The 12,880-nt window shown below is 64.2% G+C and carries 12 protein-coding genes and 1 tRNA gene; 8 read left to right on the top strand and 5 right to left on the bottom strand.

What is annotated here, in order from left to right; genetic code table 11:
* Positions 1 to 578: 578 nt before the first annotated feature.
* From BM052_RS20455 to BM052_RS14730, 4 genes are all read right to left on the bottom strand, one after another.
* Positions 579 to 815, bottom strand: coding sequence for a polymorphic toxin type 44 domain-containing protein (locus BM052_RS20455; RefSeq protein WP_369821544.1), 237 nt, complete (start codon positions 813 to 815; stop codon positions 579 to 581).
* A 202-nt stretch (positions 816 to 1,017) separates the two neighbouring features.
* Complete coding sequence (locus tag BM052_RS14740; protein WP_091148110.1) at positions 1,018 to 2,409, bottom strand: NAD-dependent succinate-semialdehyde dehydrogenase; 1,392 nt, start codon at positions 2,407 to 2,409, stop codon at positions 1,018 to 1,020.
* Between the two features lie 476 nt (positions 2,410 to 2,885).
* Positions 2,886 to 2,962, bottom strand: a tRNA-Arg gene (locus BM052_RS14735).
* A gap of 37 nt (positions 2,963 to 2,999) precedes the next feature.
* The gene (locus BM052_RS14730; RefSeq protein ID WP_255406171.1) at positions 3,000 to 3,404 is read right to left on the bottom strand and encodes an NUDIX domain-containing protein; all 405 of its coding nucleotides are present in this window, start codon (positions 3,402 to 3,404) and stop codon (positions 3,000 to 3,002) included.
* Between the two features lie 146 nt (positions 3,405 to 3,550).
* Between BM052_RS14730 and BM052_RS14725 the strand changes: the two genes are divergently transcribed.
* The 5 genes from BM052_RS14725 to BM052_RS14705 all read left to right on the top strand — a co-directional run bounded on the left by BM052_RS14725 (position 3,551) and on the right by BM052_RS14705 (position 7,626).
* On the top strand, positions 3,551 to 3,739 hold the full coding sequence (locus BM052_RS14725; RefSeq protein ID WP_091148109.1) for a Flp family type IVb pilin: 189 nt from the start codon (positions 3,551 to 3,553) through the stop codon (positions 3,737 to 3,739).
* A gap of 126 nt (positions 3,740 to 3,865) precedes the next feature.
* Positions 3,866 to 4,039, top strand: a complete 174-nt coding sequence (locus BM052_RS14720) for a Flp family type IVb pilin (protein ID WP_091148107.1) — start codon at positions 3,866 to 3,868, stop codon at positions 4,037 to 4,039.
* A 360-nt stretch (positions 4,040 to 4,399) separates the two neighbouring features.
* Positions 4,400 to 5,857, top strand: a complete 1,458-nt coding sequence (guaB, locus tag BM052_RS14715) for an IMP dehydrogenase (protein ID WP_091148106.1) — start codon at positions 4,400 to 4,402, stop codon at positions 5,855 to 5,857.
* Between the two features lie 39 nt (positions 5,858 to 5,896).
* Positions 5,897 to 7,069, top strand: coding sequence for an RsmB/NOP family class I SAM-dependent RNA methyltransferase (locus tag BM052_RS14710; RefSeq protein ID WP_091148104.1), 1,173 nt, complete (start codon positions 5,897 to 5,899; stop codon positions 7,067 to 7,069).
* Positions 7,070 to 7,083: 14 nt separating this feature from the next.
* A complete protein-coding gene (locus BM052_RS14705; protein ID WP_091148103.1) occupies positions 7,084 to 7,626 on the top strand; it encodes a tetratricopeptide repeat protein in 543 nt (180 codons plus the stop codon).
* Positions 7,627 to 7,737: 111 nt separating this feature from the next.
* Here BM052_RS14705 and BM052_RS14700 read toward each other — a convergent pair whose 3' ends face one another.
* Positions 7,738 to 8,220, bottom strand: a complete 483-nt coding sequence (locus BM052_RS14700; protein WP_091148101.1) for an RNA pyrophosphohydrolase — start codon at positions 8,218 to 8,220, stop codon at positions 7,738 to 7,740.
* Between the two features lie 247 nt (positions 8,221 to 8,467).
* On the opposite strand from BM052_RS14700, the gene BM052_RS14695 reads away from it, so the two are divergent.
* The 3 genes from BM052_RS14695 (at position 8,468) to BM052_RS14685 (ending at position 12,861) form a co-directional block, all read left to right on the top strand.
* The gene (locus tag BM052_RS14695) at positions 8,468 to 10,348 is read left to right on the top strand and encodes a 2-oxoacid:acceptor oxidoreductase subunit alpha (protein WP_091148099.1); all 1,881 of its coding nucleotides are present in this window, start codon (positions 8,468 to 8,470) and stop codon (positions 10,346 to 10,348) included.
* Between the two features lie 105 nt (positions 10,349 to 10,453).
* Positions 10,454 to 11,497 carry a 2-oxoacid:ferredoxin oxidoreductase subunit beta gene (locus BM052_RS14690; RefSeq protein ID WP_091148096.1) on the top strand — a complete coding sequence of 348 codons (1,044 nt, stop codon included), beginning with the start codon at positions 10,454 to 10,456 and terminating at the stop codon, positions 11,495 to 11,497.
* 71 nt (positions 11,498 to 11,568) lie between these two features.
* Positions 11,569 to 12,861, top strand: coding sequence for an SAM-dependent methyltransferase (locus BM052_RS14685; protein ID WP_091148120.1), 1,293 nt, complete (start codon positions 11,569 to 11,571; stop codon positions 12,859 to 12,861).
* Positions 12,862 to 12,880: the final 19 nt, after the last annotated feature.

Below are 12,880 nucleotides of genomic sequence, written 5' to 3'. Positions count from 1 at the left end.
GGATGCATCCTACCCATCGATCAGGCCCTCAACCACATCGCAAACAATGGCATTTTCTGGACATGGACCTGATCAAAAACGTACAAAGTCGAGCTAAGAGGCTGTTTGGAAATGCGCGAAATGCGCATTTCGCGGCTTCAAGCTATCTGTAGATTATCTGGACATCGTCGTACTTGTCCAACTTCAAAAAAGTCTCCTCGCCTTCAGGCACGGTGACCTCAAGCGTCCGGTCGCCTTTCCAGGCAAGTGCATCCCGCCTTCCATTGCGCGTAGGATTCTCGATAATGACAATATTGCCCTTATCGTTAGTGGTGTAATTGGGCCCGTCTCCGACTGATACTTGAAAGGTGTCACTAGTAGTTGCACCACACGATCGTGCAAAGGCAACAGCCGTGCGATCACCTGAAGGATTAGTTGTCTGTGAAATCACGGAGTTTTCACATTCCGAAAGGACGTTACAGGCTGGCAGAGAACAACCGAGCAACGCTACCGCAATCAGTCTAACACCCGCCGTAGAAGTCATCAAAGCCTCGATTTATCCAATATTGGTCGTTGGGATCGTCACCATATGGAGCTTCTCAGCCCACAATGCCTCCTAAACCTGGATCGCCCCAACCGGGTCGGGAGGTACCGGCCTGCACTTGGGCCCGACCAGCTTGTCGCAAGAGCAGGCCTCGATCGATGCCCGCTGCGGCACCAGTGTAGCCGTAATTGTAATTTCCAAAATTCTGGAACCGTCTGTCATACTGCTTGTAATCCCATGGCCCGCGATTCTTCACTTGATCCCTGAACCATGGGAGAGCGAATGGCCCCATCAAACGACCACTTCTCGCCTGGTTTGCGTTATTTCTGGCTTGCGCGGCCAAGTCTGCACGGGAAACGCCAGTCCCACGAGCCGAAGGAGTATGGCAGGGTCCACTTTGCGGCATCGGCCCGCTTTCCCAAACGGGCTCTAGGCAGGCGGTCGGCTGCTCGACACGGAACCCGCAAGATCGGGATGGCCGTTCCGATCGCTCGTCAGAAGGGCGCGTCGATGTCGACGATATCGATGAGCTTGTGATTGACGAATTCCTTGATGCCGAGCCCGAGCAACTCGCGACCATAGCCCGAGCGGCGGATGCCGCCGAAAGGAAGGTCCGCCTTGACCATCGTCGGATGGTTCACGAACACCATGCCGGTCGAGATCCTCCGCGCGACTTCGGCGCCGTGCTTCGTATCCGAAGTGAACACCGATCCGCCGAGCCCGAACGGCGAATCATTGGCGATCCGCACCGCGTCGTCCTCGTCCTTCGCCCGGAACAGCATCGATACCGGACCGAAAAATTCCCAGTAGCGGGCAGGATTGTCCTCGCCGATATCGGCGAGGATGGTCGGCTGGACAAAGGCACCCTGGTTGGGAGCGTCGGGGCCGACCGGAGTGGCGGTGGCGCCATGCTCGACGGCGCGGGAGATCATGTCCTTGAGATCGTCGGCCGCCTTTTGCGACGACAGCGGCGCAAGCGTGGTTTCGGGATCGAACGGGTCGCCCATGCGAAGCCCGGCAACGCCCTTGGCATAGCGTTCGATGAAATCGTCATAGACCGCGTCGACGACGATCATGCGCTTGGACGAGACGCAGACCTGGCCGCCATTCCAGTGCCGGCCGAACACCGCCCATTTCACGGTCTTTTCAAGATCGGCGTCGGCGAGCACCACGAAGGCGTCGGCGCCGCCCAGTTCCATCGTCGATTTCTTGAGGGCCTTGCCGGCCTGCGCGGCCACCACGGCCCCGGCGGCTTCGGACCCGGTCAGCGCGACGCCGCGGACGCGCGGATCGCTGATGATCCGCTCGATCTGTTCGCGGGTGGCATAGAGGTTCTGGAACCCGCCCTCGGGAAGTCCCGCCTCGCGCATCAGCCCTTCGAAGGCGGCGGCGCTCTGCGGCACGTTGGCGGCGTGTTTCAGCAGCATGGTGTTGCCGGCGGAAAGCTGCGGCGCGATGATCCTGGCGATCTGATAGTAAGGGAAATTCCAGGGCTCGATCGCGAGCAGGACGCCGAGCGGTTCGTGGACCAGCGTCGCTTCGCCCTCGGCGGGATCGGCAACGGGAAGCGCTTCCGGTGCGAGCAGGCGCTCGGCATTGTCGGCATAATAATCGAAGATCGCGGCGGACAGTTCCACCTCTCCCCTCGCTTCGGCCAGCAGCTTGCCCATCTCCAGCGTCAGCAGCCGGGCATAGCTTTCCGCGTCCCTGCGCAGGATGGCGGCGGCGCCGCGCATCACCGCCGCGCGCTGCGCAAACGAACTTTGGCGCCAGGACTGGAAAGCGCGATCCGCATTCTCGATCGCACGCGAGACGGCATCATCGGTCGCGTCCGCGAAAGTCTGCAAGACCTCGCCGGTATAGGGATTGATGGTTGCATAGGTCATCGTAATGTCCTTTTCTCCGCGCGAGAGGCCCGGCGGCCCTCCGTCGATGAAGCCTCGATGCCCCGCCACGGGCGGCGCTGTCCTGTCGACCTTGATGGCCCGGCGGCGCGTTCTTCCCTATGCGGATTGTTACTTAGCCCGATCACGCGAGCCGGCGCCGCGAAGCCCGAACCGTTTACGCGGTTCGATGCGCGCGAGATACGCGGTCACCCACAACGCGGCGGCACCAACCATCGCGGCTTCGAGGGCAAGTAGCGCCAGGCCACTCCGTCCGGGGCGAGAACGGCACGACAAGCGCCGCGGCTAGTCCGGTAACAATCGGCGCGGTATGGGAAGGCCGACGTCGGCGGCATAGATCGTCGAAGCATCGTTGATGCCGTCACCGATGAATTCGAACGCTGCGCTATATAGCGCGCACAGCCAAGTAGAGGACCTATCGCTAGGTGCCGCTACTTGCTGTTTTTCTCAGGAAGAAATGGCGCGCCCGGAACGATTCGAACGTCCGACCCTCAGATTCGTAGTCTGATGCTCTATCCAGCTGAGCTACGGGCGCGTTGGAGGTGCGCCAATAGAAAGGGATTCGAGTCCGGTCAACGCCTATTATCGCCGGCCGGCAAGGAATGTTCGCCGAGATACCGGCACAGTGCTTCGGCGAGCGGATAGTCGAGGGGTGGCATCGCCAGTTGGCCGATTGTGTCCGGCGCACACCAGGCGATGGCTTCGGCCTCGTGCGGGTGCGGCGTGCCTTGCCAGGCACGGCAGGCATAGAGCAGGATGACGAGCGGCCGTCGCGGCTCCGTGCCGCCTTCGCTGGCGGGTGCGGTGTGGCCGCTGGCGAAGCCGACCGGATCCAGCGCACGCGGATCGATGTGCAGGCCCAGTTCTTCCGCCAGCTCTCGCGCTGCTGCGAATTCCGGTGCTTCGCCGGGATCGAGCTTTCCCCCCGGAAATTCCCATAGACCCCCGTGCACGGCCGAGAAATCCCGCTGCTGCATGAGAATGAATCCGTCAGGACCAACCAGCGCGACGGCAACGACGAGCAGGGGTGTCAGAAATTCTTCCAGCTTATGCCTCCCCATTAAATAGAATTTAACACGATGGTGGGATTTCAGATCCTACCTGGGCGAACTGCAAGGTGGCCATGCCAAAGTCTCGAAGCCCTTCGCATCTATTGCGCAACAAGGATGGTGCATCCACGGTCGAGTACGGCGTCATCCTGGCCATGATCGTTCTGGTCGTTGTTATTGCCATCGATGGTCTCGCATCCCAAACGATATCGATGTGGGAAGATGTTTCAACCAAATCGTCGAACGCAATGAGCCAACACTAGGCTATCTCCCCACTTAAGCCTTTCTCAACATTTATCACGTAGTCAACAAAGGGTCCAAAACGCAGCAGGATACTGCGGCGGTGAGGATCGGGTACACACAAGACTGCATTTTTCAGGAGACACGTCATGAAGTTTCTCGCCAAGCTGCGCCGCAACGAAGAAGGCGCCACCGCCATTGAATACGGCCTCATCGCCGCTCTGATCGCCGTCGCCGCGATCGCCGCCATGCAGGGCATGGGTTCGCAGCTGACCTCGACCTTCTCGAAGACCTCGTCGACCCTCGGTGCCACGAACAGCTAATTCCGCTGAGACGAGCTAAACGGATAGGGGGCGGCAGGCAAACCTGCCGCCCCCTTTTCATTGTGCACGCAAGGGAAATTCGCGGTTCTCGCTTTCCGGGGTTACGATCCGCACATTCCGGCCCGGCATCCGCCCGGCGTTGACCATCCGCACGGCAAACCGCGCGTAGTGTCGCTGGATTTGACAGTTTGGCCGTGCCATGCACGGTTTCGCACGGATGGCGCTGCAATGCGCTCCGGCGTGGCTTGGCCGGCGTTGCCGGGCCCTCCTTGCCGCCGATCAACTCCCCCCTAGCCCAATCCTCTCGGCTTGGTTACATGGGCCGCCACGATTCTCCCCGCAAAGGCATTGGTGGCACCCATGGAAATCCAGCTCGGACTTACTTTCGACGACGTTCTGCTGCGTCCGGCGAAGTCCGACATCGTGCCCACCCAAGCAGACACCCGCACCAGACTGACGCGCGCGATCGGGCTCAACATCCCGGTCATCTCCTCGGCCATGGATACCGTGACGGAGGCCGACATGGCGATCGTCATGGCGCAGATGGGCGGGATCGGCGTGCTCCACCGCAATCTCACGATCGAGGAACAGTGCGCGGCGGTGCGCGCGGTAAAGCGTTATGAAAGCGGCATGGTGGTCAATCCCATCACCATTGCGCCCGACGCCACGCTGGGCGAGGCGCGCACGCTGATGCTGGCCAACCGGATCAGCGGCATTCCCGTGGTGGAGGGTTCGGGCAGGCTGGTCGGCATCCTGACCAATCGCGACGTGCGTTTCGCCGACAATCCCGCGCAGCCGGTGCGGGAACTGATGACGCATGAGGACCTTGCCACGGTGACGGTCGGGGTCGGCCAGGAAGAGGCGCGGCGGCTGCTTCACCAGCGCCGAATCGAGAAGCTGCTGGTGGTCGACGATTCGTTCCGCTGCGTCGGCCTGATTACCGTCAAAGACATCGAGAAGGCGGTGACGTATCCCGATGCCACCAAGGACAGTGCCGGCCGCCTGCGCGTAGCTGCCGCCACGACCGTGGGCGACAAGGGCTTCGAGCGCACAGAGGCGCTGCTTGCCGCCGAGTGCGACGTGGTGGTGATCGATACCGCGCACGGCCACAACAGGGACGTGGCCATCGCCGTCGAGCGCGTCAAGAAGCTTTCCAACGCGGCGCAGGTCATCGCCGGCAATATCGCCACCGCCGAGGCGGCGCGCGCGCTGATCGACGCGGGCGCGGACTGCGTGAAAGTGGGCATCGGGCCGGGTTCGATCTGCACCACGCGCATTGTCGCCGGCGTCGGCGTGCCGCAGCTCACCGCGATCATGGAAGCCGCGGAGGAAGCCGACAAGTCCGGCGTGCCGATCATCGCCGACGGCGGCCTGCGCACTTCAGGCGATGCCGCCAAGGCGCTGGCAGCCGGTGCCTCGACGATCATGATCGGCTCGATGTTGGCCGGCACCGAGGAAGCTCCGGGTGACACGTTCCTCTACCAGGGCCGCGCCTACAAGTCGTATCGCGGCATGGGTTCGGTCGGCGCGATGGGGCGCGGTTCGGCGGACCGCTATTTCCAGGGCGACATCAAGGACCAGATGAAGCTGGTGCCGGAAGGCATCGAGGGGCAGGTGGCCTTCAAGGGGCCCGCGAGGGACGTGATTCACCAGCTCGTCGGCGGCATCAAGGCGGCGATGGGCTACACCGGTTCGCCGAGCATCGAAGATCTGCGCAAGAATTCGCGGTTCATCCGCATCACCAACGCGGGCCTGCGAGAGAGCCATGTCCATGACGTCACCATCACGCGCGAGGCGCCGAACTATCCGACGCGGTAGGGACCGGCGGGGTAGGGACAGGCGCGCCCGGGGCAGGCATTGACTCCCGCCGCGCGCGTCCAGGCCGCGATCGAGGTGCTCGATCTCGTCATCGAGGCGGTGCGGGCCAACGGGGCTCCAGCGGACCGGCTGATCGCCGACTGGTTTCGCTCGCGCCGCTTTGCCGGCAGCGGAGACCGGCGCGCGGTGCGTGATCTGGCCTATGGCGCGATCCGTGCCTGCGGGGAAGTGCCTGAAAGCGGCCGGGCGGCGATGCTGCGCGTGGCCTTGCTGGATGCGCGGATCGCCGCGCTGTTCGACGGTTCGCGCCACGCCCCCGCGCCGATCGCTGCCGACGAACCCGTCGCGACCGGCGGTGTCGCGCCGGCATGGCTGATGGAGAGGCTGGCGGCCAGCGGCGTCGGCCTGGACGAAGCCGCCACGCTGCTGGCCCGCGCTCCGCTCGATATCCGCGTCAACACGCTGAGGGCAGGGCGCCTCGCGCTGCCCGAGGGCGGGGAGCGCACCGTCGCGGCCAACGGCTGGCGCTATCCGCCCGAAACGCCGATCGAGCGGACCGAGGCCTACTTGTCCGGCGCGATCGAGGTGCAGGACACCGGCTCGCAGCTCACCTGCGAGGCCGTGGCCGCTTTGCCCGGCGAGACGGTGATCGACTTGTGCGCCGGGGCCGGCGGCAAGACGCTGGCGCTGGCCGCGGCGATGGGCAACCAGGGCGTACTGGTCGCTTGCGATACGGACCGCGCCCGCCTTGCACGCCTTGCGCCGCGGGCCGAGCGGGCCGGGGCGGCAGGAATCGAGACCGTATTGCTGGACCCGGGCCGGGAAGCATCGGCGCTTGCCCGTTTCGCGGGGAAGGCCGATGCGGTGCTGGTCGATGCGCCCTGTTCCGGCACCGGGACCTGGCGGCGCAATCCGGAAGCGCGCTGGCGGCTGACGCAGCGCCAGCTGACGCGCTACGTCGAGACGCAGGGCCGGTTGCTCGACGTGGCCGCAACCCTGGTCCGATCGGGCGGGCGCCTGGTCTTCGTCACCTGCTCGCTGCTGGACGAGGAAGGCGCGGGGCAGGCCGAGAGCTTTCTTGATCGCCATGCCGATTGGCGTGGGCATTCGCCGGCGCTTCCGGCGGGGACCGTGCGTTGGCCCGGCCTGCGATTGTCTCCGTATCATGACGGGACGGATGGGTTTTTCGTCGCACGCTTCGTCCGGCTGTGATAGCATTTGGTCTTATGATGAGGACGAAACCCTCGGCCAAGGACTTGCTGATGCGTTACACGCCCGTTGCCGTTGCCCTTTCCCTGCTTGCCGCCGTATCTTCCAGCGTTACCTATTCCGCAGCCCCCGAGGTGCTGGATCCCCGGGCGGTGGCGCTGCTGAACGAAGGGCGCGCAGCCGTGGCTGGCGGGAACTACAACGCGGCCGTCGATGCCTATGAAGCGGCGCTGACGGTCGAGCCGGGCAGCGTCACCGTACTGCTCGCGCTGGCCGACGCCACCCGGCGCGAAGGGTTGCAGGGCAAGGCGCTGCACTATTATCGAGTCGCGCTGACGACCGACCCCCGTAATCTCAGCGCGCTTGCCGGCGAAGGCATGGCACTCGCGGAAAAAGGGGCTACCGAGAAGGCCAACCGCAATCTCGCCCGGCTGCAAACGCTATGCGGCAAGGACTGCACGGAAGCGAAGACGCTTGCCGCCACGCTTGCCAAGGAGCCAAGCCAGCGCATGGTCACCGCCGAGGCGGTTACGCCCAAGCCGGTGGTGAGCGAGAACTGACAATACGACAACGCCAAGTCTCCTGGACGAGGCGCGGTCTTCTTCTTTCGTCGTTGCGAGGCGGCAAAGCCGCAGAAGCAGTCCAGGGCGGCGAGGCCCTGGCCAACCGCTTCAGATCAGCGCGCGGAATTCCTCCAGCACCGCCCGATAGACGCGCTTCTTGAAGGGGACGATGAGGTCGGGCAGCAGTTCGGCCTCCACCCACTTCCACTCGCTGAATTCGGGCGGGCGGTGGGCGTTGAGGTCTATGTCGGTATCGGTTCCTTCGAAGCGGCCCAGGAACCAGTGCTGGCGCTGGCCGCGGTACTTGCCCTTCCACAGCTTGCCCACCAGTTCCTCCGGCAGGTCATAGAGCAATTCCTCGCGGGTCTGGGAAAGGAACGTGACCTGTTCGCGCGCGACCCCGGTTTCCTCCCAGAGTTCGCGGTGGGCGGCCGCCCTGAGATCCTCGCCTTCGTCGATCCCGCCCTGCGGCATCTGCCACCAATCGCCCTCGCGGTTGTCGATTCGCTTGCCGACGAAGACTTTTCCGTGGGGATTCACCAGCATGATTCCCACGCAAGGACGATAAGGCAGGGTCGAGACGTCTTTCATCTGCGGAGAGCGTTCCTAAATCTAGGGGGAAGCGCAAAGGCCGGATTTTCCGCGAGCAGATGACCGATGCGCAGCGCATGATGGCGAGAATGGCCCATGGCCTTGCTCTTGACTAGCCGGTTTTATCGTACTCAAGGCGAATGACAGGTTTGTGGCCCTGAGAGATTTTCTAAGTTGCTTCGCGGACGGGGGGCGCTCAGAGGCCCGATAACACAGCAGTTCCGGCGGCTTGCCGAAGAGGATTACAATGGCGACTATCACAGCCGAACACGAAATCGAGGCTTCCGCGCACGATGCCTCTCCCGAAGCGGTCGTCGTGCGCTTCGCCGGCGACTCGGGCGATGGCATGCAGCTCACCGGCGGCCAGTTCACTTTGTCGACCGCGCTTGCCGGCAACGATCTGGCCACCTTCCCGGACTTTCCGGCCGAGATTCGCGCACCGCAGGGCACGCTGTTCGGCGTTTCGGCGTTCCAGATCAACTTCGGTTCGAGCGAGATCACGACCGCTGGCGACGCGCCCGACGTGCTGGTGGCGATGAACCCGGCGGCGCTCAAGACCAATGTCCCGGCACTCAAGCCCGGCGGCCTGGTGATCGCCGACACCGGTGAATTCAACAAGCGCAACCTCGAAAAGGCGAAGTACGAGACCAATCCGCTCGAAGACGGCAGCCTCGCCAAGTGGGACGTGCTCGCCTTCGACATCTCGGCGCTGACGCTTGAGGCGGTCAAGCCCTTCGGCCTTGGCAACAAGGAGGCACTGCGGTGCAAGAACATGTGGACGCTGGGCCTTGCCCTGTGGATGTTCGACCGTGATCGCCAGCCGCTGATCGATTGGCTCAATGCCAAGTTCGCGAAAAACAAAGTGCTGGCCGATGCCAATATCGCAGCGCTCAATGCCGGTCACGCCTACGGCGAGACGGCCGAGCTGGCGGGACCGCTCAGGAAGCTGCACGTCGATCCGGTGCCTTCGGCGCCAGGCCTCTATCGCACGATCACCGGCGCGGAAGCGGTCTCGCTCGGTCTCGTCGCCGGCGCGCAGCTGGCCGATCTGCCGATGTTCTTCGGCGGCTATCCGATCACGCCGGCTTCGGCGATCCTTCACAACCTGGTGAAGATGAAGGAATTCGGCGTCACCACGTTCCAGGCGGAAGACGAGATCGCGGCGATCTGCGCGGCGATCGGCGCCAGCTATGCCGGCCAGCTCGGCGTTACGTCGTCCTCGGGCCCGGGTATCGCGCTCAAGGGCGAGGCGATGGGCCTGGCGATCATGACCGAGCTGCCGCTGGTGATCGTCAATTCGCAGCGCGGCGGCCCCTCCACCGGCCTGCCGACCAAGACCGAACAGTCGGATCTCTATCAGGCGATCTACGGCCGCAACGGCGATGCGCCGCTGCCGGTGATCGCCGCCTGCTCGCCCGGCGACGCCTTCGAGTGCGCGATCGAGGCCTGCCGCATCGCCGTGCAGTTCATGACCCCGGTCATGCTGCTGACCGATGGCTATATCGGCAATGCCTCCGAACCGTGGAAGGTGCCCGATCCGGCCGCCTACGCGCCGTTCCCGAAAAGTTTCCTCGAGGAAACCAATAATCCCGGCGGCAAGGTGCTGCCCTTCAAGCGAGACTCGCTTGGCGTGCGCCCCTGGATCAAGCCCGGCACCCCCGGCCTGATGCACCGTATCGGCGGGATCGAGAAAGGCATCGACACCGGCGACATCGACTACTCACCGCAAGTACACCAGGCCCAGACCGACGCCCGCAAGGCCAAGGTCGATGGCGTCGCCAAGGCGATTCCGGCGCAGGAGGTCTGCCTTGGCAACCAGACCGGCAAGCTTGCCGTGGTCGGCTGGGGCTCTACCTACGGCCCGATCCACCAAGCCGTGCGCCGTGCCCGCCGCAAGGGCCGCGACGTTTCGCACATCCACGTCCGCCACGTCTGGCCGATGCCCGCCAACATGGGCGAACTGCTGAAGGGTTTCGACAAGGTGCTGGTGCCCGAAATGAACACCGGCCAGTTCAAGACCGTGCTGCGCGACCAGTTCCTGGTGGATGCCAGGCCGCTCACCAAGACGAGCGGCCAGCCCTTCACCATCGCCGAGATCGAAGCGGCGATCGAAGGAATGCTGGGGTGATATGGCACGGTGCCGCCCTCGGTGCCCGTCGTCCCGGACTTGCTCTGGGACGACGAGGATTCTCGACTTCGCCCGGAAGGAACGGGCAAAGGGGATTTGATTGAAATGAACGACATGACCCCCATCACCACCACGCTCAAGGACTGGGAATCGGACCAGGAAGTGCGTTGGTGCCCCGGCTGCGGCGACTACGCGATCCTCAAGGCCGTGCAGCGCACGCTGCCGATGATCGGCGCGGACCCGAAGAACACCGTGTTCGTCTCCGGCATCGGCTGCTCCAGCCGTTTCCCGTACTATGTCGAAAGCTACGGCTTCCACACCATCCACGGCCGTGCGCCCGCTTTCGCCACCGGCATCAAGCTGGCGAACCCGGAACTCGACGTCTGGCTGGTGACGGGTGACGGCGACGGCATGTCGATCGGCGGCAATCACACGATGCACGTGCTGCGCCGTAACCTGAACTGCCAGATCATGCTGTTCAACAACGAGATCTACGGCCTCACCAAGGGTCAGTACTCGCCGACCAGCCGCACCGGCACCAATTCGCCGACATCGCCGATCGGTTCGGTCGACCGCCCGGCGCTGCCCTGCGCCTTTGCGCTGGGTTCGGGTGCGCGCTTCGTGGCGCGCGGCTATGATGTCTCGAAGGACCTGCCCGAAGTGCTCAAGGCCGCCTACGAGCACCAGGGCGCGGCCTTCATCGAGATCTTCCAGAACTGCATCGTCTACAACAAGGACCGCTTCGACGACTTCACGGCAAAGCCGGTCGCGGCCGATACCCAGCTATGGTGCAGGGACGGCGAGCCGCTGCTGTTCGCGAAGGGGACGAAGGGCCTGGCGCTGGACTGCGATGCCCTGACGCTCAAGGTCGTCGACGTCGTCGACGGGAACTGGCAGGCGGCCGGCGTCGCGGTTCACAATGTCAGGAACCGGGGCCTTGCGCATATGCTGGTGGAAATGCCGTTCGGCCCGTTCCCGATGGCGCTGGGCGTGATCTATGACGATCCGCGCCCGACTTTCGAGAGCGCCGTCGTCGAGGAACGCGCCAGGCTGATCGCGGGCAAGACGGCCGATCTCGGCAAGTTGCTCGCCAAGGGCCAGACCTGGACCGTCGAGGACAAGCACGCCGCGCATGGCCTCATGGACTGAACACGAAAAGCATTGCCCGGAGGCAATCTGGGTAATTGTCCGAGGCGAAGTTCGAGTCCATATCGCATGCCATGAACATGCAAGTGCCAGGGCGAGGTGAGCAACTCGTTACGGGCGGCCGCGCGATCGGCGTCTGGTCGCAATGGTTGGCGCGCCTGTGGTCCGGCGGCGTCGACCGGGTTCTCGATCGGATCGATCGCGGCCTTGATCGCGGCTCGATCCTTGCCACGCTTCCCGGTGGCCGGACATGCCTGCTGGGCGGTCGCAGGCCGGGTTTCGACGCGGTGGTCGAGATCCGGAGCTGGCGCGCGCTGCTGCGGCTGGCAACGGCGGGCTCGGTCGGCTGGTATCAGGCCTGGGAAGCCAGGGAATGGGACAGTCCCGATCCGGTGCCGTTGTTTGCCCTGTTCATGGACAATGCCGTGCCGCTGGGCAGCGCCGGCCGCGCGCACGGGCCGTGGCGGCTGGTCTCCCGCATCCTCCACTGGCTGAATCGCAACACCCGCTCGGGATCGCTGCGCAACATCCATGCGCATTACGATCTCGGCAACGACTTCTACGGACAGTGGCTGGGCGAGACGATGATCTACTCCAGCGCGCTCTATGGCGAAGAGAGCGACGGGCCGAACGCGCTGAACCAGTTCGTTACCGAACTGGACGCGGCGCAGTCGGCCAAAGTCAGGGCGATAGCCGGGCGACTGGGGCTGGAGCCTGGCGCCAGAGTTCTCGAAATCGGCTGCGGCTGGGGCACGCTCGCCGCCTTCCTTGCCGAGCAGGCATGCGCCCATGTCGATGCCATCAGCCTCTCCGATGAACAGCTCGGCTTCGCCCGCGAGCGCTGGAAGCCCGGGCACGGCAGCGTCGACTTTCGCAAGCAGGACTACCGGGATGTTGCCGGCATCTACGATGCCGTTGTCTCGGTCGAGATGGTGGAGGCGGTGGGGCGCCGGTTCTGGCCCGATTTCATGGACTGCGTGGCCCGCAATCTGAAGCCCGGCGGCAGGGCGGCGATCCAGTACATCGCGATGCGCGACGAACTGTTCGAGGCTTATGCAGGCAGTGCCGATTTCATCCAGACTTACATTTTCCCCGGCGGCATGCTCATCAAGGAAAGCGAGTTCCGCCGCCTTGCCGGCGAGCGTGGACTGGCCTGGGAAAATCGCCGCGGTTTCGGCCGGGACTACGCGCGCACCTTGCGCGACTGGCGCCGCAATTTCGACCGGGCGGTGGAGGAAGGCCGCCTGCCGCCAGGCTTCGATGAACGCTTCGTGCGGCTCTGGCGCTTTTACCTGATGTATTGCGAAGGCGGCTTCCTGGGCGGCGGCATCGATGTCGCCCAGGTCACGCTGGTTAAAGCGGGCTGACGACCGGGTCGCGCCTTGG

Origin of the sequence: Novosphingobium sp. CF614 (assembly GCF_900113255.1) — a bacterium.
GTDB lineage: Bacteria > Pseudomonadota > Alphaproteobacteria > Sphingomonadales > Sphingomonadaceae > Novosphingobium.
Note: the sequence above shows the minus strand (reverse complement) of the source record. Positions and strands in the feature narration are given on the sequence as shown.